This window comes from Azospirillum sp. A1-3 (assembly GCF_023806445.1).
GTDB lineage: Bacteria > Pseudomonadota > Alphaproteobacteria > Azospirillales > Azospirillaceae > Azospirillum.
This window is the reverse complement of record NZ_JAMSLU010000008.1, coordinates 251,475-276,940: the sequence shown is the minus strand read 5'-3', so window position 1 is coordinate 276,940 and position 25,466 is coordinate 251,475. Positions and strand designations below refer to the sequence as shown.

Genomic DNA, 25,466 nt, shown 5'->3' with positions numbered 1-25,466 from the left:
TTAGGGAGGGGGCAAAACGCCCTCCACAAAGGAGACCCCACATGACCATCACCGGCGAGATGCTGATCGGCGCAAGCGCCCACCGCGGCCGCCAGGGCGAGTTCCGCGCCGTCGACCCCGCCACCGGCGAGGCGCTGGAGCCCGTCTTCCACGGCGGCGGCGCAGCCGAGGTGGAGCGCGCCTGCGCCCTAGCCTGGGCCGCCTTCGACGGCTTCCGTGAGACCGGCCTGGAGCAGCGCGCGACCTTCCTGGAGGCGGTCGCCCAGAACATCCTCGACATCGGCGACGACCTCATCACCCGCGCCATGGCCGAAAGCGGCCTGCCGCGCGCCCGGCTGGAGGGCGAACGCGGCCGCACCGTCGGCCAACTCCGCCTGTTCGCCCAAGTCGTCCGCGAGGGAAGCTGGATCGAGGCCCGCATCGACCCGGCGCTGCCGGCGCGCACCCCGCTGCCGCGTGCCGATATCCGCCAGCGCCACATCCCGCTCGGCCCGGTCGCGGTGTTCGGCGCGTCGAACTTCCCGCTCGCCTTCTCGGTGGCCGGCGGCGACACCGCCTCGGCCTTCGCCGCCGGCTGCCCGGTGGTGGTGAAGGGCCATGGCGCCCATCCCGGCACCTCGGAGCTGGTCGGCCGCGCCATCCAGGCGGCGGTTGCCTCCTGTGGCCTGCCCGAAGGCGTCTTCTCGCTGCTGTTCGGCACCGGCAACGAGATCGGCACGGCGCTGGTCGCCGATCCGCGCATCAAGGCGGTGGGCTTCACCGGCTCGCGCCGCGGCGGGCTGGCGCTGATGGAGGTGGCGGCCAAGCGGCCGGAGCCGATCCCCGTCTATGCCGAAATGAGCAGCATCAACCCGGTCTTCCTGATGCCGGCGGCGCTGGCGTCGCGCGCCGAGGGGCTGGGCAAGGCGTTCGTCGCCTCGCTGACCATGGGCGCCGGGCAGTTCTGCACCAACCCCGGCATCCTGCTCGGCGTCGAAGGCCCCGACCTCGACCGCTTCGTCAATGCCGCGGTTGCGGCGCTCGGCGGCAGTGCGGCGTCCACCATGCTGACGCCGGGCATCCACGCCGCCTATGACGCCGGTGTCGCCAAGCTGGCCGGCAGCGGCGCGGTGACGGCGCTGGCGCGCGGTCTGGCCTGCAGCGGCCCGAACCAGGCGCAGGCGGCCTTCTTCACCACCACGGCGGACGCCTTCCTGGCCGACACCGAGTTGCAGGAGGAGGTCTTCGGCGCCGCCTCTCTGCTGATCCGCTGCCCGGACGTGGCGGCGATGAAAGCGGTGGCGGAAAAGCTGGAAGGGCAGCTGACGGCGACCTTGCAGATGGATGCGGAGGACAAGGCGGCGGTGGCGGGTCTGATCCCGACGCTGGAGCGCAAGGCCGGCCGCCTCCTGGCGAACGGCTGGCCGACGGGGGTTGAGGTCTGTCACGCGATGGTGCATGGCGGCCCGTTCCCGGCGACCTCGGACCCGCGCAGCACCTCGGTCGGCACGCTGGCGATCCGCCGCTTCCTGCGCCCGGTCTGCTACCAGGACATTCCCGCCGACCTGCTGCCCGAGGCCTTGCGCGACGGCAACCCGCTGGGGCTGTGGCGGCGCATCGACGGAACGCTCGGAAAAGACTGATCGACACCAGCAACCCGCAACGGCTGCGTCAGAGGGAGCGCTGACGCAGAGCAAACCGTCGTGCCCGGCCGCGTGCCGGGTCCGACGGCCGGGGACGGCGTGCGTCCGCGCGCCGCCGAAGCACCGCTCCCGCACACGGTACCGAAGCAAGAACAAACCGCATTAAGAGGAAACCCTGATGGTGAGATCCGCTCTGCTGCTTGGCGCAGCCACCCTTTCGCTCGTCTCCGTCCTGGGAGCCGGCCCGGCCTTCGCCCAGTCGAAGTTCGACGTGGTCATCGGTGGCGACGCCTATTTCGAGGCCGGCTATGTCGATCAGGACCGCGACGCCGGCCTGCGCTCCACCGAGTTCCGCAACCGTCTGCGCCTGCTGGTGACGCCGAAAGCCAAGGCCGACAACGGGCTGGAATACGGCGCCCGTTTGCGCCTGCTGGCGGAGAACGGTGCCGGCAACGCCCGCACCACCGGCTATGACCGCGCCTTCCTGTTCGTCAACGGCAGCTTTGGCACCGTGCATATGGGCGTGGAGAACGGCCCGTCCGACGACAGCGGCATCATCGCCCCGTCCGACTGGGGCACCGGCGGCGTCGACGGCTCCTTCCCGTCCTGGCTCGGCAACAGCGCGGCCAATTCGCCGGTCACCATCGGCAACATCCGCGCCCTGATCTCCGGTAACCCCGCCACCCGCGCCACCTACTGGACGCCGGAGATCGCCGGCTTCAAGCTCGGCGCCTCCTACCAGCCGTCGTCGGACAGCAGCGGCACCGACGTCAACCGCTCCAAGTTCGCGCTGGCCTCGGCCAACCGCACCGGCGCCTATCGCGACGTCTACGAGGTCGGCGGCACCTACACCAACAGCTTCGGCGGTGTCGCGGTCAATGCCAGCCTGTTCTACCTGGGCGGCAAGGCCAAGGATTCCAGCATCACCGGGGCGAGCTTCGACGATCTGTCCTCCACCCACGCCGGCCTGACCGTGGCCTATGGCGGGCTGAAGGTCGGCGGCAGCTATGCCTGGTCGGGCGACAGCGGCTATGCCAAGTCCAGCACCGCCGGCATCGTCAGCCGCGAGAAGCAGGACGTCTGGACCGCGGGCGCGCAGTACACCTTCGGGCCCACCACGCTGGGCGTCGGTTACCTGAACGCCAAGGATGCCGGCGACCTGACGGTGCGCGGCCGGACCAAGTTCGAGCTGATCACCGTCGGCGCCAAGTATGTGGTCGCCCCCGGCTTCGCCATCGGGCCGGAATACAACCACTTCAAGCTCAGCTCCGACGTCGCCGCCAACAGCGACAAGGGCGACATGTTCCTGGTCCAGGCGAATCTCGCCTTCTAAGGGCCTCGCTTTCTGATACGGGGCCGGTTGACGTCCTGGTCCCTTTTCCTTCGGCTTCGCGCCGCCCGCGGTGTTGCTCTCCATCCCGCCGCGGCGGTTGCGTCCCGGCGCGCTCTCCCTCGGGTGCGTCGGCCCTGTTCCGGACAGGAGCAGGGTCACCTCACGGCCGGGCGGCCTTGCGCTGCCCGGCCGTTTTTTCGACCTGGGTTTGGCCCTGATTCCGCGCCAGCCATATCCTTTTCGGCATCATGCAGGTCGAGAATCGTATTGGACAGTTATGGTTCTGTGTACTTAAAGTAGGCATGACGAACAATTTCGGACCGGGCTGCGATCAGGAAAATTCCTCGCCCCGTCCCGTCGCCCGCCTTCATCCAGCAAGCACCGCAATAAATCCTCGCCATAAAACCTCAGGGAGTGAAACGGATGTCCAGGAAATGGGTGATCTCCGCCGCCACCGCCGCCGCGGCGCTGTTCATCGGGTTGGGCGCCGTCCAGGCCGCCGATGCCAAGAAGCTGGTCGTCGGCTTCTCGCAGATCGGTTCGGAATCGGGCTGGCGCGCGGCCGAGACGAAGACCGCCAAGACGGAAGCCGAGAAGCGCGGGATCGACCTCAAGATCTCCGACGCCCAGCAGAAGCAGGAGAACCAGATCAAGGCCGTGCGCTCCTTCGTCGCCCAGGGCGTCGACGCGATCTTTATCGCGCCGGTGGTGGCGACCGGTTGGGATTCGGTGCTGAAGGAGGCCAAGGAGGCGAAGATCCCGGTCATGCTGCTCGACCGGCAGATCGAGACCAAGGACCAGAGCCTGTACATGACCGCCGTCACCTCCGACACCGTGCATGAAGGCCGGGTGGCCGGCGAATGGCTGGCCAAGAAGACCGGCGGCAAATGCGCGGTGGTGGAGTTGCAGGGCACTGTCGGCTCCTCGCCCGCCATCAACCGCAAGAAGGGCTTCGACGAGATCGTCGCCAAGAATCCGGGGATGAAGATCATCCGCACCCAGTCCGGCGACTTCACCCGCGCCAAGGGCAAGGAGGTGATGGAGAGCTTCATCAAGGCCGAGAATGGCGGCAAGGGCATCTGCGCCGTCTATGCCCACAACGATGACATGGCGGTCGGCGCCATCCAGGCGATCAAGGAAGCCGGCCTGAAGCCGGGCCAGGACATCCTGGTCGTGTCGATCGACGGCGTGCCCGACATCTTCAAGGCGATGTCCGAAGGCGAGGCGAACGCCACGGTGGAGCTGACGCCGAACATGGCCGGCCCGGCCTTCGACGCGCTGATCGCCTACAAGAAGGACGGCAAGATGCCGCCGAAGTGGATCCAGACGGAATCGAAGCTGTTCACGCCCGACACCGCCAAGGAAGAGTATGAGCGCCGCAAGGACGCCTACTGATCGGGGGTGAAATCTCCCTCTCCCCCGCTCACGCGCAAACTTCGTTTGCGCTGACGCGACAGGCGGACCTTTGGTCCGCCGAAAGCGGGGAGAGGGGATTCTCCACATATTTCATTGCGCTTCCGGCGAGGTCCGCCATGACGGCATCCACCGCTCCCCCTTCCGCGCCTCTGCTGGCGATCCGCGGGCTGTCCAAGGCCTTCCTCGGCGTCCAGGCGCTCGACGGCGTCGACTTCACGCTGCGCCATGGCGAGATCCATGCCCTGCTGGGCGAGAACGGCGCCGGCAAATCGACGCTCATCAAGACGCTGACCGGCGTCTATCAGCGCGACGGCGGCAGTGTGGCGCTGGAGGGGCGGGAGATCGCGCCGCGCGGGGTGGAGGAGGCGCAGCGCCTGCACATCGGCACCGTCTATCAGGAGGTGAACCTGCTGCCGAACCTGTCGGTGGCGGAAAACCTGTTCCTGGGGCGCCAGCCGATGCGCTGGGGACTGGTCGATCGCGGCGCCATGCGGCGGCGGGCGCGGGCCATTCTGATGCCCTATGGCCTGTCGATCGACGTGACGGCGCCGCTCGGCCGCTTTTCGGTGGCGACGCAGCAGATCATCGCCATCGCACGGGCGGTCGACATGTCGGCCAAGGTGCTGATCCTCGACGAGCCCACCGCCAGCCTGGACGCGCAGGAGGTGGCGGTGCTGTTCAAGGTGATGCGGACCCTGCGGTCGCGCGGCATCGGCATCGTCTTCGTCACCCATTTCCTCGATCAGGTCTATGAGGTCTGCGACCGCATCACCGTGCTGCGTAACGGCCGGCTGGTGGGCGAGCGGCGGACGGCCGAGCTGCCGCGCCTCGACCTCGTCGCCATGATGCTGGGGCGGGAGCTGGAGGCGGCGGCGCACCGCATCGACCTCGGCCCGGCGGAGGTGGACAGCCGTCCGCCGCTGGCCAGCTTCAAGGGATTCGGCAAATCGCGCGGCGTCGAGCCCTTCGACCTCGACATCCGCCCCGGCGAGGTGGTGGCGCTGGCGGGGCTGCTGGGCTCCGGCCGGACCGAGACGGTGCGGTTGATCTTCGGCATGGACCGCGCCGACCAGGGCGAGGCGACCGTCGCTGGCCGCGCCGTGCGGCTGAAGGGGCCGCGCGACGCCGTGCGGCTCGGCTTCGGCTTCTGTCCGGAGGACCGCAAGAAGGAGGGCATCGTCGGCGAGCTGTCGGTGCGGGAGAACATCATCCTGGCGCTCCAGGCCCGGCAGGGCTGGCTGAAGCCGATCCCGCGCCGCCGGCAGGAGGAGATCGCCGACCGCTTCATCCGCCTGCTCGACATCCGCACGCCGGACGCCGAACGGCCGATCCAATTGTTGTCGGGCGGCAACCAGCAGAAGGCGCTGCTGGCGCGCTGGCTGGCGACCGAGCCGCGGCTGCTGATCCTCGACGAGCCGACGCGCGGCATCGACGTTGGCGCGCATGCCGAGATCATCCGGCTGATCGAGCGGCTGTGCGCCGACGGCATGGCGCTGCTGGTGGTGTCGTCGGAGCTTGAGGAGATCGTCGCCTACAGCCGCCGCGTGGTCGTGCTGCGCGACCGCCGCCATGTGGCGGAACTGAGGGGAGGGGAGGTCAGCGTGGAGCGTATCGTCGCCGCCATCGCGTCGGAGACGCCGGCCGCCGGATCGGGTGTAGAGGTGCGGCAATGACGCTGTCCGCTCCCGTCCCGTCGCGCAACCTGCCGCAATATGGCGCGCTGATCGCCGTTCTCCTGGCTAATTGGCTGCTGTTTCCCGATTTCTTCGCCATTCGCCTGCAGGACGGCCGGCTGTTCGGCAGCCTGATCGACGTGCTGAACCGCGGCGCCCCGGTGGCGCTGCTCGCCATCGGCATGACGATGGTCATCGCCACCCGCGGCGTCGATCTGTCGGTGGGCGCCGTCATGGCGATTTCCGGCGCGGTCGCCGCAACCATGACCGGTGCCGGATGGGGATTGCCGGCGGTGCTGGCGGCGTCGCTGGCGGCCGGGCTGCTGTGCGGGCTGTGGAACGGGCTGCTGGTGGCGGTGCTGCGCATCCAACCGATCATCGCCACCCTGATCCTGATGGTCGCCGGGCGCGGCATCGCCCAGCTGGTGACGGAGGGGCAGATCGTCACCTTCACCAGCCCGGCGCTCGCCTTCATCGGCGGCGGGTCCTTCCTGACCGTGCCGATGCCGGTGGTCATCACCATCGCGCTGCTGGCGGTCACGGCCCTGCTGGTGCGGGCGACGGCGCTGGGGCTGATGATCGAAGCGGTCGGCATCAACCGGCTGTCCAGCGCCGGGGCCGGCGTCAACACGCCGGTGGTGCTGGTCGCCGTCTATGTCTGGTGCGGGCTGTGCGCCGCGGTCGCCGGGCTGATCGTCACCGCCGACATCCGCGGCGCCGATGCCAACAATGCCGGGCTGTGGCTGGAGCTGGACGCCATCCTGGCGGTGGTGGTCGGCGGCACGTCGCTGCTGGGTGGGCGGTTCGGACTGGTGCTGTCGGTGGTGGGCGCGTTGATCATCCAGGCGATGAACACCGGCATCCTGCTGAGCGGCTTCAAGCCGGAATTCAACCTGATCGTCAAGGCGGGCGTTCTGCTGGTCGTCCTGCTGCTGCAATCGCCGACGCTGACCCTGTTCCTGCCGCGCCCGAAAGGGGCACGGCCGATGGGCGCAGTCAAGCCGCCGGTGGCGCCGACCAGCGGAGGGGCAAAGCCATGACCAGTGCACTCCAGCGCTTCCTTCCCCTGATCGTCACCACCGCCGTGCTGGTGGTCGGGTTCCTGCTGTGCGCGGCGCAGTTCCCCAACTTCGCCTCCTGGCGGGTGGTAGGCAACCTGTTGACTGACAACGCTTTTCTCGGGATCACGGCGGTCGGCATGACCTTCGTCATCCTGTCCGGCGGGATCGACCTGTCGGTGGGGGCGGTGATCGGCTTCACCACCGTGCTGCTGGCCGTGCTGATCGAGCATGGCGGCTGGCACCCGCTGGCCGCCTTCGCCGTCGCGCTGATCGCCGCCGGCGGCTTCGGCGCGGCGATGGGCGGGGTGATCCATGTCTTCCAGATGCCGCCCTTCATCGTCACGCTGGCCGGCATGTTCATCGCCCGTGGGTTGGGCTTCGTCCTGACCACCGATTCGGTGCCGATCAACCATCCGCTCTATGGCGAGCTGAACGACATCGCCCTGCGCTTCGGGGCTGGGGGCAAGCTCAGCCTGCCGGCGATGCTGATGCTGGGGGTGGTGGTCGCGGCGGTGGTGCTGGCGCACTGGACCCGCTTCGGCGCCAACCTCTACGCGCTGGGCGGCAACCGGCAGTCGGCGGAGCTGATGGGCGTGCCGGTGGGGCGGACGACGGTGGCGGTCTATGCTCTGTCGGGGCTGCTGGCCGGGTTGGCGGGGATCGTCTTCTCGCTCTACACCGGCGCCGGCTATTCGCTGGCGGCGACGGGGGTGGAGCTGGACACCATCACCGCGGTGGTGATCGGCGGCACCCAGTTGACCGGCGGCTATGGCTATGTCGTCGGCACCTTCGTCGGCGTGCTGATCCAGGGGTTGATCCAGACCTATATCACCTTCGACGGCACCTTGAGCAGCTGGTGGACCAAGATCGCCATCGGTGTCCTGCTGTTCGTCTTCATCCTGTTGCAGAAGGGTCTGCTGACGGTCTGGGCCGGCCGCGGCGGCGAACCGGCGGAGGCGTGATGCCCATCGAGAGTTTCCTGTTCGATACCGTCGAGGGGCGGCCGGTGGAGGGTTTCACCCTGTCCGCCGACGGGCTGGAGGCGACCGTCATCGCCCATGGCGCCCGGCTGGTGCGGATGCTGGTGCCCGGCCGCGATGGGACCAGAGCCGACGTGGTGCTGGGCTTCAACCGGCTGGCCGATTACCTGGCGAGCGACGCCTATTTCGGCGCTACCTGCGGCCGCTACGGCAACCGCATCGGCGGGGCGGCCTTCACGCTCGACGGGGTGCGCCATGAGTTGGCCGTCAACGAGCCGCCGAACCAGTTGCACGGTGGGCCGGAAGGGTTCGACCGCCGGATCTGGGACGCCAAGGTTGATGAGGCGGAGAACGCCATCACCTTCACACTGGTCTCTCGGGATGGCGACCAGGGCTATCCGGGGACGCTGACGGCGAGCACGCGCTACCAGTTGAGTGACGATGGGGTGCTGGAAATCCGGATGACGGCGGTCTGCGACCGGCCGACCATCGTCAACATTGTCCATCACAGCTATTGGAACCTCGGGGGTCATGCGTCGGGCGATTTGCGCGACCAACGGCTGACGGTGCAGGGCGGCTTCACCACGCCGGTCGGCGCCGACCTGATCCCGACGGGGGAGGTGCGGCCGGTGGACGGCACACCCTTCGACCTGCGCGGCGGGGCGGAACTGGGCGAGGCATTGGAGGCGGTCGGCGGTTTCGGCTTCGACCACAACTGGTGCCTGGACGGGCCGGCGGGGGCACTGCGGCCGGTGGCGGTGTTGGAGCATCCGGCATCGGGCCGGCGGATGGAGCTGGCGACCGACCAGCCGGGCTTGCAGGTCTATACCGGCGGCTATCTCAGCGAAAAGATGGTGGGGAAGGGCGGGCAGCCCTATCGCCGCTTCGCCGGGCTGGCGCTGGAGAGCCAGCGCTTTCCCAACAGCCCGAACATTGGCCATTTCCCGTCGGCGCGGCTCGATCCCGGTGAAACCTACCGCCATCGGATGCGGCTGCGATTCGGGGCGGACTGAACGGAACCGGGGAACCGTCCCCGGCTTGTGGGGTTCATCGAAGGGCATGGCAGCGGTTCCGCTGCCGGTCCCGCGATGCCGCTCCACAACGCCGGAAGGAAAGCTCGACATGGCCGCGATGCCGGACGCCGCCCGCCCAGACCCCACGTTTCAGGCTGGCCGGACTCCGGCCGGTCCGGTTCTGGTGCCCGGCCGGACCTGCTGGCGGATCGAAAAGGCGGATCGGGTCGCCGTCATCATCGACGCCGCCGCCTATTTTGCCCGGATCAAGGCGGCCATCCTCAATGCCCGCCACACGGTGATGCTGATCGGCTGGGATTTCGACACCCGGATCAAGCTGGAGCCCGACGACCCGATGCCGGGCGTGCCGAACGAACTGGGCGATTTCCTGAGCTGGATCGTCCGGGTGCGGCCGGGGCTGACCATCAATGTGCTGAAATGGGACCTGTCGATCCTGAAGATGCCGTTCCGCGGCGGGACTCCGCTGGTGCTGCTGGACTGGATGACCAGCCGGCGCCTGCGCTTCCGCCTCGATTCCGCCCATCCGCCGGGCGCCTGCCACCACCAGAAAATCGCCATCATCGACGATGCGCTGGCCTTCTGCGGCGGCATCGACATGACGACCGACCGCTGGGACACGCCCGACCACCGCGACGGCGACCCGCGCCGGGTGCGGCCGAGCGGCGAGCCATACGGCCCCTTCCACGATGTGACGACGGCGGTCGACGGAGAGGCCGCGCGGGCGCTGGGCGACCTGGCGCGGGAGCGCTGGCGCCGCGCCACCGGCGAGGAGCTGGCCCCGCCGCCGCCGACCAAGGCGCACTGGCCCGAGGACCTGACGCCGGACTTCCGCGACATCCCCGTCGCCATCGCCCGCACCGATCCGATGACGGACCGACCCCAGGGCGGTGCCCGCGAGATCGAGGCGCTCTATCTGGCCGCCGTCGCCGCCGCGCGCGATTTCATCTATCTGGAAAGCCAGTATTTCGCCTCGCAGAAGATCGTCGGCGCCATCACCGCCCGGCTGTCGGAACCCGACGGGCCGGAGGTGGTGGTGGTCAACCCCGAACGCACCCCCGGCTGGGTGGAGGAGGAGGCAATGGGCAGCGCCCGTTCGCTGCTGGTCCAGCGCCTGCGCGAGCAGGATCCGCACGGGCGTTTCCGTATCCTGTCGCCGGTGACCGAGGGCGGAGAGGGCATCTATGTCCATGCCAAGGTGCTGGTGGTCGACGACCGGCTGCTGCGGGTGGGGTCGTCCAACATCAACAACCGCTCCCAGGGGCTGGACACCGAATGCGACCTCGCCATCGAGGTCCAGCAAGGCGAGCGGCCGGAGGTGTGCCGCGCCATCCGCTCCGTCCGCACCCGCCTGATGGCCGAGCATCTGGGGGTCGAAGTGGAGGAGGTGGAGCGGACAGAGGAGGAGGCCGGGTCGCTGACCGCCATGGTGGACCGGTTGATGCGCCCGGCCGGCCGCTCGCTCCGCCCGCTGGAACCGGAGCCGCTGAACGAAGCGGAACGCCGGCTGGTGGACGAGCGCCTGCTCGACCCCGACCGGCCGGAACCGATGGCGGAGACGATCCTGCGCGGCGCGACGGTGTTCGGCGACGTGAACCGGACGGCATGGCGCATCGGCGCCGGGGTCGCAGCGGGCGCGGCGGTAGGGGTCGGACTGGCCCTTCTGGCCCGCCGGAACGGGCTTGGGAAAAATTTTCGCGGCGAGTGAATTCTCCGCTTGCGGGCCGCGATCCATCCCGCTACATAAGCGCTCCCCGCGGCGCCCAACGCGGTGCGGGGAAAGCGCTTGTGGCGGAACTGGTAGACGCGCTAGGTTCAGGTCCTAGTGGCTGAAAGGCCGTGGGGGTTCGACTCCCTCCAAGCGCACCAACACTCCAAGTGTTGGTGAAGGGTAGCAGAAGTATAGTGGGGCCATAGCTCAGCTGGGAGAGCGCTACAATGGCATTGTAGAGGTCAGGAGTTCGATCCTCCTTGGCTCCACCACTTCTGAAGGTTTGAGTAGGTTTAGGTATTGTCTGTCGGGGTGAAGCCTTGTATAAGGCGCCGCTCCTCAGCGCGGGTGTAGCTCAGTTGGTTAGAGCGCCGGCCTGTCACGCCGGAGGCCGCGGGTTCAAGTCCCGTCACTCGCGCCACTTTGCGGGCGTAGCTCAGGGGTAGAGCACAACCTTGCCAAGGTTGGGGTCGAGGGTTCGAATCCCTTCGCCCGCTCCATTACTGGAGCGACAGTTTTGGGTTCCCGTGGTCTCGTAGCTCAGCGGGAGAGCACTACGTTGACATCGTAGGGGTCACTGGTTCAATCCCAGTCGGGACCACCATTCTGAAGGCCGCCAACCGGAACGGGTTGGCGGCCTTCGCCATCTTGGGCCATCGTTTTTGGGGATCCACGTCTCGACCGGCATGGCGCCGGCAACCGGCAGACGATGAACCGAGTGCCCTGCTCTCTTTTTTCCTTGGGTGGCGTGTCGCAACCGCTGTACCAAGGTCGCGGCGTTGGGCCGATTGGTGCCGTCCTGTCGAGCGGAGAGAGTGGTGGTGGCGTCGAGGAACATGCGGTCCAAGCGTGCCATTCTGGTTTTCGAGGGCGGTGGGGCGAAGGGGCTGGTGCATGTCGGCGCCTTGCATGCCATCGAAGAACTGGAACCGCACATACTGGGCGTGGCGGGCACGTCGGCCGGCGCCATCCTGGCGGCGCTCGTTGCCGCCGGCTATCGTGCGGAGGAGCTGTTCGCGCTGGATGGCTCCCATACGATCCTGCAGGATCTGCATCTCGGCCGCGCCACCGAACTCTTCGGCGACGCTTGGAGCATAATCCGCGGATTCCGCTGGTGCCTGGACCATTGGAAACTGCTGCTCGGCGGGCTGGGGAGTTTTTTCGTGCTGTTTTCTGCCTGGGTGGGGTGGCATCTGGATCGGGAGACCTGGGGACTTACGTCTATGTTCGGCGTGCCGCTGTTCATGCTGGCGGTGATGGCGGTCGCGGTCCTCGTTTTTCGTTGGCTATGCGCCGGGCTGTGCTCAACCGACACCTTCACCATCAACATGGATCGTGCGTTGCGCCGGAAGATCCGCAGCGTCGGGTCTAAAGGCCGGGTCTGTTTCAGGGATCTGCCCCGACCGCTGAAGATCGTCGCCACCAACCTGGAGAGCGGCGAGCTGACGCTGTTTTCGCAGGAGCACACGCCGCAGGTGGCGGTCGCCGATGCGGTTGCCGCCTCCATCGCCATTCCGGTCATCTTCAGTCCCAAGATCATTGCCGGCGTTCCCTATTACGATGGCGGTCTGGTCAGCAACCTGCCGGCCTGGACGTTCGACGAGGAGCGCGCCCTCGATCCCGACGCCCATACCATCGCCATCGAAATCGTCGAGAACGAACGCCGGAAGACCGGCGGTCCGCCGGCCTTTCTGAAGCCGTTCCAAAACCTTGCCGCGGCAACACGGGCCGCCCTCTTCGGGGCCGGGATCCTGAACAAGAGGGCGGCGGACGGCCTGTACGCCCTACCGATCAGGACTGACGTCAGGGTTCTGGATTTCGATTTGGGGGCGGATCAGGCGGCAAAGATGGTCGATGCGGCTTATCAATTGACGTCGGCCAACGTCATCTATGAATTGGACACACGGCCAAGTCTGCTACAGAGCGCATGCCGGAATGTGCATGAGGTTGCCGTCGCTCTGCTCGAGGCGGGTGGGCATGGCAATGCGGGCGAGGTTCGGGTGTGTCTTGCCATGGCCGAACCCGGCACCCATCGCAGCCTTCGCTATCTCCATGGCTATAACCGTCCGGTTATCCCGACGAGACCTTGACCGTTCCAATCGACGGTTCGCTGGCGGGGCATGTCTTTGACACCGGGGAACCGACCTTCCATGTCGGGTCCTCCACCTTTCGGCTTGCTGGAGACGCCAAGCGCCGCCTCAGCCGTCTGCTGTGGGGCGGTATAACATGGCAGCTTGCCATCCCCATATATTTGCCAGGAGGCAATGGGCAGGCGCGGCCTGCCATGGTGCTGCTTCTGGACGGGAACGGCGATCCGTCCTACGTTAGGGGCATGCTGAACGACGATTTCGCCCGTTTCGCCTCCAGCAGACTGTCGAAGCTTATAGATTTTGCCGACAGCGAGAGACCTAATGGAGAGAGACAATGAAGTTGTTTTCCAAAGCCATACGGAACAAACCCTTCGCCAAGGCCGATCCGCTGGAGCAGAAGCTGCGCATCGAAGCGGACAATGCACGGGCCAAGACGGGCGGCGCGGTACGGCTCGCAAGACTGAAGCTTGATGACGGACTTATTGCCCGCTTGCCGGAAAACAGGGGCGTCAATCTGGGGAAGATCCGATATACGGGCGGCGCGTCGGAGCTTGCGGGGGTAGCCCTGAAACAGGTTTCGGGCGACGTGATGAAACAGCTCTTCCAGAGCAAATTTGAAAACACCATGAACGAGGCTAAGCAGATCGGCCGGAAACGGCGCGAACAGCTTGCCTCGATCACCGATTCCCAGATGGTCACCCTCAAGCTGCGGTGACGTCCGGATCGTGCCTTGGCGGAGAGTGCCGGACGGTCGCGAATTGATAGTCGCGAAGTCTGGCACCCTCCCGGCGGCTTCCCTCAGATCATCGCCAGCGGCTGCTTGCGCTTGGGCGGCGGGAAGGCCCGGTCGATCTCGGCGATGTCCTCGCCGGTCAGGGTCAGCTTCACGGCCTCGGCGTTCTGGAGGGCGTGGGCGGTGGTTCCCGCCTTGGGAATCGCGATCACGCCCTGTTGCCGCAGGGCCCAGGCAATCGCCACCTGCGCCGGGGTGGCGTCGTGGCGCTTCGCCACCGCCAGCAAGGCGGGGGAGCGCAGCAGGCGGCCGCCCTGGCCGATGGGGGAATAGGCCATCACCGGCATGCGCGCGGTGTGCTGGAAGGGCAGAAGGTCGTATTCGATGCCGCGATGTTCGGGGTTGTAGAGCACCTGATTGGCGGCGCAGCCGTGCAGGTCGGTAATCTCCGCCAGTTCCTCCAGATCGTCGACATCGAAGTTCGACACGCCCCAGCGGGCGATCTTGCCGGCCTGGATCAGCGATTCGAAGGCCTCCACCGTCTCCTCCAGCGGCACGCCGCCGCGCCAGTGCAGCAGATAGAGGTCGATGCGGTCGATCCTCAGCCGCTTCAGGCTGCGCTCGCAGGCCTTCACCGTGCCGATGCGGGACGCGTTGCTGGGCAGGACCTTGGTGACGATGAACAGGCCGTCGCGGCGGCCGGCGAAGGCGTCGCCCACCAGTTCCTCCGACGCGCCGTCGCCATACATCTCGGCGGTGTCGATCAGGGTCATGCCGCGGTCGATGCCGGCCCGCAGCGCGGCGATCTCGGCGGCGCGGTCGCCGCGGCCCTCCGCCATCATCCAGGTGCCCTGGCCGAGAGCCGGGACCTCGGTGCCGTCCGGCAGGGTCACGCGCTTCATCTTCCTCTCTCCCGTCTGTCTCGCCGAAAAACAACAAGCTGGTCCCGTAGGGCCAGCTTGTCGATGGATCTTCGGTGGGCTTTCCGGGGGATGGGACGGGGTTATGCCGCCTTTTTCGGCGCCCCGGCGTGGCCGCCTTCGAAGAAGTTCAGCAGTTCTTCCCGGTAGTCGTAATAGCGCGGGTGCTCCAGCAGGGCCTGACGGGTGCGCGGGTGGGGGATGTCGACGCTCAGGATGTGGCCGATCTTGGCGTTGGGGCCGTTGGTCATCATCACCACCCGGTCGGCCAGCAGCAGCGCCTCGTCGACGTCGTGGGTGACGCAGACGGCGGTGACCTTGGTGCGTGCCCACACCTCCATCAGCACCTCCTGCAACTCCCAGCGGGTCAGGCTGTCGAGCATGCCGAAGGGCTCGTCGAGCAGCAGCAGCTTGGGCGACAGGGCGAAGGCGCGGGCGATGCCGACGCGCTGCTTCATGCCGTTTGACAGCTCCGACGCCTTCCGGTCCATGGCATGGCCCAAGCCCACGCGGGCGAGGTAATAGCGGGCGATGTCGGCGCGCTCGCCCTTGTTGGCATGGGGGAAGACGCGGTTGACGCCGAGCATGACGTTTTCATAGGCGGTCAGCCAGGGGAACAGGCTGGGGGCCTGGAACACCACGGCGCGGTCGGGGCCGGCGCCGTCCACCTCCTTGCCGTCCAGCACGATGCCGCCGCTGGTCACGTCGGCCAGCCCCGCCACCATCGACAGCACGGTGGACTTGCCGCAGCCGGAATGGCCGATCAGCGAGACGAACTCCCCCTTGCGCATCTTCAGATCGAAGCCGTCCACCACCGTCAGCGGACCCTTCGGCGTGGCGAAGGTCTTGGTCAGGCGGGTGAATTCCAGATAGCGGTCCTCCATCCCGCGCCCGCCCATCGCCTCGATATAGGCGGCGGGCGGCGGGGCGGCGGTGATCGGCTTCACGTCCGGCAGGACAAGGTCATCCTCGCCGCCGGTGCCGCGGGCGACTCCGACCTCCATCAGATAGGCGGTGACCTCGGCGCGCAAGCGCTTGAAGTCCTCGTCATGGTTGACGGCGGTGCGGTCGCGCGGTCGGGGCAGGTCGACGGTGAAGGCGGGGCCGAGCGTGGCGTTGGGGCCGGGGGTCAGCGGAATGATGCGGTCGGCCAGCAGGATCGCCTCGTCCACATCGTTGGTGATGAGGATGACGGTCTTGCGATCCTTGCGCCAGATCGCCTCGATCTCGTCCTGCAGCTTGGCGCGGGTCAGGGCGTCGAGCGCGGAGAGCGGCTCGTCCAGCAGCAGCATCTCCGGGCTCATCGCCAGCGCGCGGGCGAAGCCGACGCGCTGGCGCATGCCGCCCGACAGCTCCTTGGGCCGGCGGTCGGTGGCGTGGCCGAGGCCGACCGTCTCCACCGCCCGGCGGGTCAGCACGCCGCGTTCGGCCGACGGCTTGGCCGTGTGGACGGCGTCGACCGCCAACGCGACATTCTCCTTCACGCTGAGCCAGGGCATCAGCGAATAGGACTGGAAGACCAGACCGCGCTCCGGACCGGGGCCGGTGACCGGCTTGCCGCGATAGAGCACCTCGCCGGCGTCCGGCATCGCCAAGCCGGCGATCAGGTTGATGAGCGTCGACTTGCCGGAGCCGGAGAAGCCGACGATGGCGACGAACTCGCCCTCTTCGATCGACAGGTCGATGTTGTGGAGCACGGTCGTGCCGCCGTAGGATTTCGACACGCCTTTCAGGTCCAGGATCGCCATGGTCGCGGTCTCCTTAGCGGGCGGGGCTGTGGCTGACGGCGGACTGGAGCGCCAGCATCACGCGGTCGAGCAGGAAGCCGATCAGGCCGATGGTGAAGACGGCCACCATGATCTTGGCGAGCGAGTTGGAGGAGCCGTTCTGGAACTCGTCCCAGACGAACTTGCCGAGGCCGGGGTTCTGCGCCAGCATCTCCGCGGCGATCAGCACCATCCAGCCCACGCCCAGCGACAGCCGCAGGCCGGTGAAGATGAAGGGCAGGGCCGACGGCAGCACGAGGCGGCGCACCATGGTGAAGCCGGACAGCTGAAGCACCTTGCCGACATTCATCAGGTCGCGGTCGATGGAGGACACGCCGACCGCCGTGTTGATGAGCGTCGGCCACAGCGAGCACAGCGTGACGGTGATGGCGGAGGTCAGGAAGGACTTCTCGAACAGCGGGTCGCTGCCCGACACGGTGGCGCTGACCACCATGGTGACCAGCGGCAGCCAGGCCAGCGGGGACACCGGCTTGAAGATCTGGATCAGCGGGTTGATCGCGGCATTGACGGTCGGCGACAGGCCGCTCGCCACCCCCAGCGGCACCGCCACCAGCGCGCCCAGCAGGAAGCCGGTGAAGACGGTCTTCAGGCTGGTGACGATCTGGTCGAGGTAGGTCGGCTTGCCGGCATAGGGCAGGGTCTTCACCTCCGCCGCCGGGTTCTTCGCCAGCTTTTCGGCGTTACGCTTTTCCTGCCGGTCGTAGAAGGCGGCTTCCTTGGCGCGCTCGGCCTTATGGTCGGCGTAGAGGTTGGTCGCCTGCTCCCACACCTGGGCCGGGCCGGGGATGGCGCCGAGGCTGGTGTGGACCTGCGGGGCGGCCCAGCCCCAGGCGGCGAGGAACAGCAGGATGGCGGTCAGCGGGATGCCCATCTGGCGCCACAGCTCTATGCCCTGCTGGCGCGGGTTCTCGCCCGCGGCGAGCCGCAGCAGCGGCGCCAGCCAGCCGAGGCCGACGGTGGTCAGGACGGAGGCGATGCGGTTGAGCGTGTGGGCGCGGCGCGCCTTGCGCTGGGCGCGGGCGAGGTCGGAGGCGGTGTCGGTCAGGCTGGTCATGGCGGGGTGTCCCTTCGGCAAGGTCCCTTCTCCCCCCTGGGGAGAAGGTTAGGATGAGGGGGTTCGGCGGAGCCGAAGAGATCCACGAAGCGGATCCCCCTCACCCCGACCCTCTCCCCGGGGGGAGAGGGGGATTTGGCGGGTGCAGGCGGGAGTTCTCAGCCCCCCACCACCTGACCGCCTTCGACCTTCTGGTCGCCCTTCAGGCCGATGGGCTGCTTGGCGAGGTAGTCGTTGGGCTTGTGGCCGTCGTACGGGATGCCGTCGATGAAGCCGTTGTCGACCGGCTTGTAGCCGTCGCTCTTCCACGGGAAGTCGGCCTCTTTCGCCTTGCCTTCCTCGACCAGCAGCTTGGCGGCCTGCAGGTAGATGTCCGGCTTGTAGACGCTCCGCGCGGTCTGGTCATACCAGCTGTCGGGCTTGGCTTCGGCGATCTGGCCCCAGCGGCGCATCTGGGTCAGGTACCAGACGGCGTCGGAATAGAAGGGGTAGGTCGCGTTGTAGCGGAAGAAGACGTTGAAGTCGGGAACGTCGCGCTTGTCGCCCTTCTCGTACTCGAAGGTGCCGGTCATCGAGTTGGCGATCACCCTGGCGTCGGCGCCGACATATTCGGACTTGGCCAGGATCTTCACCGCTTCGGCGCGGTTGGCGTTGTTGTTCTCGTCCAGCCATTGGGCGGCACGGATCAGCGCCTTGACGACGGCCAGATGGGTCTTGGGATTCTTCTTCGCCCACTCGTCGGTGACGCCGAAGACCTTCTCGGGGTTGTTTTTCCAGATCTCGGTGTCGGTGATGACGGGGACGCCGATGCCCTTGACCACCGCCTGCTGGTTCCACGGCTCGCCGACGCTGTAGCCATAGATGGTGCCGGCCTCCAGCGTCGCCGGCATCTGCGGCGGCGGGGTGACGGAGAGAAGCGCATCGGCGCCGATCTGGCCCGACACGTCGGTCGGGCTGTAGAAGCCGGGGTTGATCCCGCCCGACGCCAGCCAGTAGCGCAGCTCGTAATTGTGGGTCGAGACCGGGAAGACCATGCCCATGTTGAAGGGCTTGCCCTCGGCCTTGTACTGGGCGATCACCGGCTTCAGCGCGTCGGCCTTGATCGGGTGGGCAGGCTTGCCGTCGGGGCCGTTGGGCACATTGGCCTTCATCTTCTGCCAGACCTCGTTCGACAGCGTGATGCCGTTGCCGTTCAGGTCCATGGAAAAGGCGGTGACGATGTGCGCCTTGGTGCCGAAGCCGATGGTGGCGCCCAGCGGCTGGCCGGCCAGCATGTGGGCGCCGTCCAGCTCGCCGGAGATCACGCGGTCGAGCAGAACCTTCCAGTTCGCCTGCGGCTCCAGCGTGACGGAGAGGCCTTCATCCTCGAAGAAGCCCTTCTCGACGGCGATGGCCAGCGGCGCCATGTCGGTCAGCTTGATGAAGCCGAGCTTCAGCTGCTCCTTCTCCACGTCGAGCGGGGCAGCATAGGCAGAGACGCCTGCGGTCAGGGCGACGACCGCAGCGGCGGATGCGAGAAGGTGGCGGAGGGTGCGGGAGGTGGTGCGGGAGAACTGGGCCACGTCGGTTGCTCCATCTCTAATATCCGGGCCAGCGGCCGGGTGAGGCGACACCGGTTTCGAACTTTGGCGATTTTCTGGGCAGGTCCCGGACTGGCTGTTTTTCAGGCAGATGGCTCTTGCGCACCTTGGCCGTCGAAAGGGTCCAGCGGGATCGACCGGAAAAGTGTGTCGATACCGGGGTCGGCAACACTGCCGGGGGCTGGCCCATCATTGGACGCTTGGGATGCACGCACCGTCGTTGGCGCGTCTCTGGCCTCCCTCTTCGCAAGCCTCATGCCAAAGGATGGGTTTTGCCGAAAATCGAGCCACAGAGGTTGATTTTGCTGGCTATGACCCGGCGGAAGGTATGAAGCGCCTGACAGGGCTGCGGTGTGCCTGCCGATTTTTGCGGCGCACACAAGCCCGCATGGTCATCCTTTGTGCAGCACCTAAGAATGATCCAAAAACAGGCACCTAGGTCTTGGGTGCGGATCCAGGCAGGACCCCGCGGATTCCCTGGAGTTTTCCTGCGCCGGCCTGCTGGCGCAGCAATTGGCACAGGGATTGCAAAGGGAGTGGCGAGACAACAGCGGGTGCCGGCAACGTCGCCAGTGCCCGCGACCCCGCCGAAGCCCTCGCGACGACGCGCGGATTTGGCTCTGGTTCGACGACGAACCGCCCGGACAACGGCGTCCGAACAGGTCTGCACCCGCCTTCGCGATCCACTCGCGGGGGAGGGAGACGGCCCGTTCGGACGCCTTTCTTTTTGGCCCCGTGCCTGACTTTGCGGCAGGCCGGATACGATTGACGAGGCAGACGCGCCATGGACATGCATCTCTCATCGAACAACGGGCCCGTCGTTGAGCTTAACGAGGCCGAACTGCGCAGTGCCGGCCCGACCAGGGAGCGGCTGGTGGTCGTCGGCAACGGCATGGCCGGCATGAAGACGGTGGAAGAGCTGCTGGCCAAGGCGCCGGGCCGCTTTGACGTCACCGTCTTTGGGGCCGAGCCGCATCCGAACTACAACCGCATCATGCTGTCGCCGGTGCTGGCGGGGGAAAAGACCTTCGACCAGATCGTGCTGAACAGCCGCGAGTGGTACGACGCCAACGGCATCACCCTGCTGACCGGCGAGCCGGTGGAGGGCATCGACCGGGTGGCCAAGACGGTGGTCTCGCAGTCCGGCCGGGTCGTTCCCTATGACAAGCTGCTGATCGCCACAGGGTCGATGCCCTTCATCATCCCGGTGCCGGGATCGACCCTGCCGGGCGTCATCGGCTTCCGCGACCTTGCCGACGTTGATGCCATGCTGGCGGCGGCGGCGAAGGGCGGCCGCGCCGTGGTGATCGGTGGCGGGCTGCTGGGGCTGGAAGCCGCCAACGGCCTGCGTGTCAAGGGGATGGAGGTCACCGTCGTCCATCTCATGCCGACGCTGATGGAGCGCCAGCTCGACCCGTCGGCCGGCATGCTGTTGCAACGCGAGCTGGAGCGCCGCGGCATCGAGGTGCTGACCGGTGCCAACACCGCCGAGATCGTCGGTGATGAGTGGGTCAGCGCGGTCCGGCTGAAGGATGGGCGCGAACTGCCGGCCGACATCGTCGTCATGGCGGTGGGCATCCGCCCGAACATGGCGCTGGGCAAGGCGGCCGGGCTGGAGTGTGGGCGCGGCATCCGGGTCGACGACCAGATGCGCACCAGCGACCCATCGATCTATGCGGTCGGCGAGTGCGTCGAGCATCGCGGCGTCACCTGGGGCCTCGTCGCCCCGCTGTTCGAGATGGCGAAGGTGCTGGCCCATGACCTCGCCGGCGGGGAGGGTGCGGCCTACACCGGTTCCGTCACCTCGACCAAGCTGAAGGTCACCGGTGTCGACGTGTTCTCCGCCGGTGATTTCTCCGGCGGGGAGGGGACCGAGGATATCGTGTTCCGCGATGCGGCGCGCGGCGTCTACAAGCGGCTGGTGCTGAAGGACGGCAAGCTGCTGGGCGCCGTGCTGTATGGCGACACCAAGGACGGCGCCTGGTACTTCTCGCTGCTGAAGGACGGCGCCGACGTGTCGGCCGAGCGCGACACGATGATCTTCGGGCAGGGCTTCGGCGGCGCCGATGCCGGCGACCCGAACGCCGCCATCGCGGCGCTGCCCGACAGTGCCGAGATCTGCGGCTGCAACGGCGTCTGCAAGGGCACCATCGTCAAGGCGATCGCCGAGAAGGGCCTGACCAGCCTGGACGAAGTGAAGGCCCACACCAAGGCCTCGGCCTCCTGCGGCGGCTGTGCCGGCACGGTGGAGCGGCTGCTGGCGGTGACGCTGGGCGACGGCTTCACGGCGGCGCCGAAGGTCAAGCCGATGTGCAAATGCACCCATCACACCCATGACGCGGTGCGGGTGGCGATCGTGGAGCACGGGCTGAAGACCATGGCCGACGTGTTCCAGGCGATGGAATGGACGACGCCCGACGGCTGTGTCTCCTGCCGGCCGGCGCTGAATTACTACCTGCTGTGCGCTTGGCCGGGCGAGTACCGGGACGACTACCAGTCGCGCTACATCAACGAGCGCGCCCACGCCAACATCCAGAAGGACGGCACCTATTCGGTCGTGCCGCGCATGTGGGGCGGCCTGACCAATGCGGCGGAGCTGCGCGCCATCGCCGATGTCGTGGACAAGTTCGCCATTCCCACCGTGAAGGTCACCGGCGGCCAGCGCATCGACCTGTTCGGCGTGAAGAAGGAGGATCTGCCGGCGGTCTGGGCCGACCTGAACGCCGCCGGCATGGTGTCGGGCCACGCCTATGCCAAGGGGTTGCGCACGGTGAAGACCTGCGTCGGATCGGAATGGTGCCGTTTCGGCACGCAGGATTCGACCGGTCTGGGCGTGAAGCTGGAGCGGATGACCTGGGGCACCTGGACGCCGCACAAGGTCAAGCTGGCGGTGTCCGGCTGCCCGCGCAACTGCGCCGAGGCGACGATCAAGGATCTGGGCGTGGTGTGCATCGACAGCGGCTATGAGCTGCATGTCGGCGGCAACGGCGGTCTGCATGTCCGGGCCTGCGACCTGCTGGTCCGCGTTGCGACGGAGGAGGAGGTGCTGGAATACACCGGCGCCTTCATGCAGCTGTATCGTGAGGAGGCCCGCTATCTTGAGCGCACCGCGCCGTGGGTGGAGCGTGTCGGCCTCGACCACATCAAGGCGGCGCTGGTCGATGATCCGGAGCGGCGGCGGGCGTTGAACGCGCGCTTCCTGTTCTCGCAGACCTTCTCGCAGGACGACCCGTGGGCGGAGCGCGCCGCCAAGGGCGTCGACCGTCACGAATTCAATCTGCTCGCCGAAGTGGGGTAACGGATCATGGACAGCATCATCATGGAAACGGTCTGGACCCAGGTCGGCAGCATCGACGATATCCCCGTGCTGGGCTCGCGCGTCGTCCGCACGCCCGATGGCGACATCGCCCTGTTCCGCACGGCACAGGATGAGGTCTTTGCGCTGGAGGATGCCTGCCCGCACAAGCAGGGGCCGCTGTCCCAAGGCATCGTCCATGGCCGCCGCGTCACCTGCCCGCTGCACAGCTGGGTGATCGAGCTGGCGACCGGCGAGGCCGTAGCCCCCGACGAGGGCCGCACCGGCCATGTCCCGGTGCGGGTGGAGGGGCGCAGCGTCGCCATCGCGCTCGGCGAGGCCAAGCTGTCGCGCGGCGGCTGCCGCAAGGCCTGCGGCCATGTTTGACGGGGCGGAGTCGTCCTCCGGACCGGCACGGGAGGTGAGGACCACCTGTCCCTATTGCGGGGTCGGGTGCGGGGTGATCGCGCGCGTTTCGGCCGATGGCGCCGTGACCGTGCGCGGCGATGCCGACCACCCGGCGAACCGGGGACGGCTCTGCTCCAAGGGATCGGCGCTGGCCGACACGCTGGTGCCGGATGGGCGGCTGCTCCATCCGGAAATCGGCGACAAGCGGGTGTCGTGGGACGAGGCGCTGGACGAGGTGGCCCGGCGCTTTTCCGAAACCATCGCCAGGCATGGGCCGGAGTCGGTGGCCTTCTACGTCTCCGGCCAGCTGCTGACCGAGGATTACTACGTCGCCAACAAGCTGATGAAGGGCTTCATCGGCTCGGCGAACATCGACACCAACTCGCGGCTGTGCATGGCCTCCTCCGTGGTCGGGCACAAGCGCGGCCTGGGCGCCGACGCGGTGCCGGGGAGCTACGAGGATTTCGAGTGCGCCGATCTGGTGGTGCTGGTGGGGTCGAACCTCGCCTGGTGCCACCCGGTGCTGAATCAGCGGCTGCTGGCAGCGCGGGCGGAGCGGGGCACGCGCATCGTCGTGGTCGATCCGCGCCGGACCGATTGCGTCGATGCCGCCGACCGCCATTTGGCTCTGACGGCCGGGACCGACGCGCTGCTGTTCAATGGGCTGCTGGCCTATTTGGATGAGCATGGCCATCGCGACGCCGGCTTTGTCGATTCTCATGCCGAAGGCGTGGAGGAGGCGCTTGCCGCCGCCCGCGCCGATACGCCGGATGTGGCGACGGTGGCCCGCCGCTGCGGGCTGGACGAGGCGGAGGTCGCGGCCTTCTATGCCAAGTTCGCGGCGATGGACCGGGTGGTGACAGTCTATTCGCAGGGTGTCAACCAGTCGTCGCAAGGCAGCGACACCGTCAATGCCATCCTGAACGTGCATTTCCTCACCGGGCGTGTCGGCCGGGCGGGCTGTGGCCCCTTCTCCGTCACCGGACAGCCGAACGCTATGGGCGGGCGCGAGGTCGGCGGGCTGGCGAACCAGCTGGCCGCCCATATGGGCTTTTCGGCGGAAGAGGTCGACCGTGTCGGCCGCTTCTGGACCGCGCCGCGCATGGCCGACAGGCCGGGGCTGAAGGCGGTGGACCTGTTCCGCGCCATCGAGGCCGGGACGGTCAAGGCGGTGTGGATCATGGCGACCAACCCGGCGGTCAGCATGCCCGACGCCGGGCGGGTCTGCCGGGCGCTGGCGAAGTGTGAAACTGTGGTGGTCTCCGACTGCATCCACGACACCGACACCGGCCGCTTCGCCCATATCCGCCTGCCGGCCAAGGGCTGGAGCGAGAAGGACGGCACCGTCACCAACTCCGACCGCACCATCTCTCGGCAGCGGGCCTTCAAGGCGGAAGCCGGGGAGGCGCGGGCGGACTGGTGGATTGTGACCCAGGTCGCGCGGCGGATGGGGTTTGGCGACGCCTTCCCGTACGAGAGCGCCGCCGCGGTGTTCCGCGAGCATGCGGCGCTGTCGGCTTTCGAGAATGGCGGGACGCGCGCCTTCGACATCGGGGCGCTGAGCGGGCTGGATGACGCCGGCTACGACGCGCTGGCGCCCTTCCCCTGGCCGTGGCGCGCAGGCAGCGAGCCGCAGAAGCGGCTGTTCGGCGATGGCCGCTTCTTCACCGCTGACGGGCGGGCGCGGATGCTGGCGGTGACGGCGAAGCCGCTGCCGCGTGCGGTGCCGGACGGTGCCTTGCTGCTGAACACGGGGCGGCTGCGCGACCAGTGGCACACGATGACGCGCACCGGACTGTCGGCGCGGCTGTCGGCGCACGCTCCGGAGCCCCGGCTGGACATCCACCCGGCGGATGCGGCGGTGCATGGGCTGACGGATGGCGGGCTTGCCCGCATCGCCACGGCGGCGGGGGAGGCGCTGGCGCGGGTCCGCGTCACCGATGCCCAGAGCGAAGGCACGATCTTCCTGCCGATGCATTGGACCGACCGCTTCACCGGCGCCTGCGTCATCGGCCGGCTGATCGACGACGAGGCGGTGGACCCGGTCTCCGGCCAGCCGGATCTGAAGCGGATGCCGGCGACGGTTGAGCCCTGGCGGCCGCACTGGACCGCCTTCCTGCTGACCCGCCGGCCGGTGGAGCCTGGGCATGGCGGCTATTGGGCGCGGCGCGCGGTGGCCGGCGGACATCTGGTGGAGATGGCGGGGACGGGGGCGATCCCCGATGTTGCGGCATGGCTGCCCGGTCTCGACCCGGCCGAAGCGGTGGTGGAGTTCCGCGATGAGGCTCGCGGCGGTCTGCGGATGGCCTGGATGGTGGGTGACCGGCTGGAGGCCTGCCTGTTCGTCGCCGCCGACGGGCGTTTGCCGCCGCGCGGCTGGCTGGCCGGGCTCTTGAAGGCGGATGGGCTGGACGATGGCGCGCGGGCCGGGCTACTCGCCGGGCGGGTGCCGGGTGCACAGGCCGACGAAGGGCGGATCGTCTGTGCCTGCTTCAGCGTCGGTATCAACCGGCTGGCCGGTGCGATTCGCGACCGCCGGCTGACCAGCGTGGCGGAAATCGGTGCGGCGTTGAAGGCCGGGACGAATTGTGGTTCCTGCGTGCCAGAACTCAAGGAGGTGCTACGTCATGCTCATCAGCGCGAAGTGGCGTGATGGTCTCGCGGCGTTGGCACGCCTCCTGGTCCCGCATGTCGCGGGCGCTGGCGGTGGTGCCTCGCCCATTCCCCCTCTCCCCCCCGGGGAGAGGGTCGGGGTGAGGGGGATGCATATAC

Annotated in this window: 17 protein-coding genes and 5 tRNA genes; 18 read left to right on the top strand and 4 right to left on the bottom strand. The window is 67.8% G+C overall.

Going from position 1 to position 25,466, the window contains the following annotated elements:
• Positions 1 to 41 precede the first annotated feature (41 nt).
• The 15 genes from M5E06_RS34265 (at position 42) to M5E06_RS34195 (ending at position 13,632) form a co-directional block, all read left to right on the top strand.
• Entirely contained in the window at positions 42 to 1,622 is a 1,581-nt protein-coding gene (locus M5E06_RS34265; RefSeq protein WP_252142076.1) for an aldehyde dehydrogenase (NADP(+)), read from the top strand.
• Between the two features lie 178 nt (positions 1,623 to 1,800).
• Positions 1,801 to 2,955 (top strand): porin, encoded by a 1,155-nt coding sequence (locus tag M5E06_RS34260; RefSeq protein ID WP_252142075.1) that lies wholly within the window; start codon positions 1,801 to 1,803, stop codon positions 2,953 to 2,955.
• Positions 2,956 to 3,378: 423 nt separating this feature from the next.
• On the top strand, positions 3,379 to 4,350 hold the full coding sequence (ytfQ, locus tag M5E06_RS34255; protein ID WP_109155636.1) for a galactofuranose ABC transporter, galactofuranose-binding protein YtfQ: 972 nt from the start codon (positions 3,379 to 3,381) through the stop codon (positions 4,348 to 4,350).
• Between the two features lie 137 nt (positions 4,351 to 4,487).
• Complete coding sequence (gene ytfR, locus M5E06_RS34250) at positions 4,488 to 6,044, top strand: galactofuranose ABC transporter, ATP-binding protein YtfR (protein ID WP_252142074.1); 1,557 nt, start codon at positions 4,488 to 4,490, stop codon at positions 6,042 to 6,044.
• Positions 6,041 to 7,084, top strand: coding sequence for an ABC transporter permease (locus M5E06_RS34245; protein WP_252142073.1), 1,044 nt, complete (start codon positions 6,041 to 6,043; stop codon positions 7,082 to 7,084). Before ytfR ends, M5E06_RS34245 begins: the two co-directional genes overlap by 4 nt.
• On the top strand, positions 7,081 to 8,067 hold the full coding sequence (gene yjfF, locus M5E06_RS34240; RefSeq protein ID WP_085091061.1) for a galactofuranose ABC transporter, permease protein YjfF: 987 nt from the start codon (positions 7,081 to 7,083) through the stop codon (positions 8,065 to 8,067). Before M5E06_RS34245 ends, yjfF begins: the two co-directional genes overlap by 4 nt.
• On the top strand, positions 8,067 to 9,098 hold the full coding sequence (locus tag M5E06_RS34235) for an aldose epimerase family protein (protein ID WP_252142072.1): 1,032 nt from the start codon (positions 8,067 to 8,069) through the stop codon (positions 9,096 to 9,098). Before yjfF ends, M5E06_RS34235 begins: the two co-directional genes overlap by 1 nt.
• Positions 9,099 to 9,207: 109 nt before the next feature.
• A complete protein-coding gene (locus M5E06_RS34230) occupies positions 9,208 to 10,824 on the top strand; it encodes a phospholipase D-like domain-containing protein (RefSeq protein ID WP_252142071.1) in 1,617 nt (538 codons plus the stop codon).
• A 74-nt stretch (positions 10,825 to 10,898) separates the two neighbouring features.
• A tRNA-Leu gene (locus M5E06_RS34225) sits at positions 10,899 to 10,985 on the top strand.
• A gap of 38 nt (positions 10,986 to 11,023) precedes the next feature.
• Positions 11,024 to 11,099 (top strand) — tRNA-Ala (locus M5E06_RS34220).
• Between the two features lie 72 nt (positions 11,100 to 11,171).
• A tRNA-Asp gene (locus tag M5E06_RS34215) sits at positions 11,172 to 11,248 on the top strand.
• Positions 11,249 to 11,252: 4 nt separating this feature from the next.
• A tRNA-Gly gene (locus M5E06_RS34210) sits at positions 11,253 to 11,327 on the top strand.
• Between the two features lie 29 nt (positions 11,328 to 11,356).
• Positions 11,357 to 11,431, top strand: a tRNA-Val gene (locus M5E06_RS34205).
• Between the two features lie 232 nt (positions 11,432 to 11,663).
• Entirely contained in the window at positions 11,664 to 12,917 is a 1,254-nt protein-coding gene (locus M5E06_RS34200) for a patatin-like phospholipase family protein (protein WP_252142070.1), read from the top strand.
• Between the two features lie 334 nt (positions 12,918 to 13,251).
• Positions 13,252 to 13,632: a hypothetical protein gene (locus M5E06_RS34195; protein WP_252142069.1), complete on the top strand. Its 381-nt coding sequence runs from the start codon at positions 13,252 to 13,254 to the stop codon at positions 13,630 to 13,632.
• A gap of 83 nt (positions 13,633 to 13,715) precedes the next feature.
• Here the strand turns inward: M5E06_RS34195 and M5E06_RS34190 are convergent, their stop codons facing one another.
• The 4 genes from M5E06_RS34190 to M5E06_RS34175 form a co-directional block, all read right to left on the bottom strand.
• Positions 13,716 to 14,552 carry an aldo/keto reductase gene (locus M5E06_RS34190; protein ID WP_252142068.1) on the bottom strand — a complete coding sequence of 279 codons (837 nt, stop codon included), beginning with the start codon at positions 14,550 to 14,552 and terminating at the stop codon, positions 13,716 to 13,718.
• A 101-nt stretch (positions 14,553 to 14,653) separates the two neighbouring features.
• Entirely contained in the window at positions 14,654 to 16,318 is a 1,665-nt protein-coding gene (locus tag M5E06_RS34185) for an ABC transporter ATP-binding protein (protein ID WP_252142067.1), read from the bottom strand.
• A gap of 13 nt (positions 16,319 to 16,331) precedes the next feature.
• Positions 16,332 to 17,411, bottom strand: coding sequence for an ABC transporter permease (locus tag M5E06_RS34180; protein ID WP_252142066.1), 1,080 nt, complete (start codon positions 17,409 to 17,411; stop codon positions 16,332 to 16,334).
• A gap of 158 nt (positions 17,412 to 17,569) precedes the next feature.
• Positions 17,570 to 18,973, bottom strand: a complete 1,404-nt coding sequence (locus M5E06_RS34175) for a CmpA/NrtA family ABC transporter substrate-binding protein (protein WP_252142065.1) — start codon at positions 18,971 to 18,973, stop codon at positions 17,570 to 17,572.
• A gap of 808 nt (positions 18,974 to 19,781) precedes the next feature.
• Between M5E06_RS34175 and nirB the strand changes: the two genes are divergently transcribed.
• From nirB to M5E06_RS34160, 3 genes are all read left to right on the top strand, one after another.
• The gene (gene nirB / locus M5E06_RS34170) at positions 19,782 to 22,289 is read left to right on the top strand and encodes a nitrite reductase large subunit NirB (protein WP_286209160.1); all 2,508 of its coding nucleotides are present in this window, start codon (positions 19,782 to 19,784) and stop codon (positions 22,287 to 22,289) included.
• A 6-nt stretch (positions 22,290 to 22,295) separates the two neighbouring features.
• A complete protein-coding gene (gene nirD / locus M5E06_RS34165) occupies positions 22,296 to 22,673 on the top strand; it encodes a nitrite reductase small subunit NirD (RefSeq protein WP_252142064.1) in 378 nt (125 codons plus the stop codon).
• Positions 22,674 to 22,746: 73 nt separating this feature from the next.
• On the top strand, positions 22,747 to 25,347 hold the full coding sequence (locus M5E06_RS34160; protein ID WP_502802034.1) for a molybdopterin-dependent oxidoreductase: 2,601 nt from the start codon (positions 22,747 to 22,749) through the stop codon (positions 25,345 to 25,347).
• Positions 25,348 to 25,466: the final 119 nt, after the last annotated feature.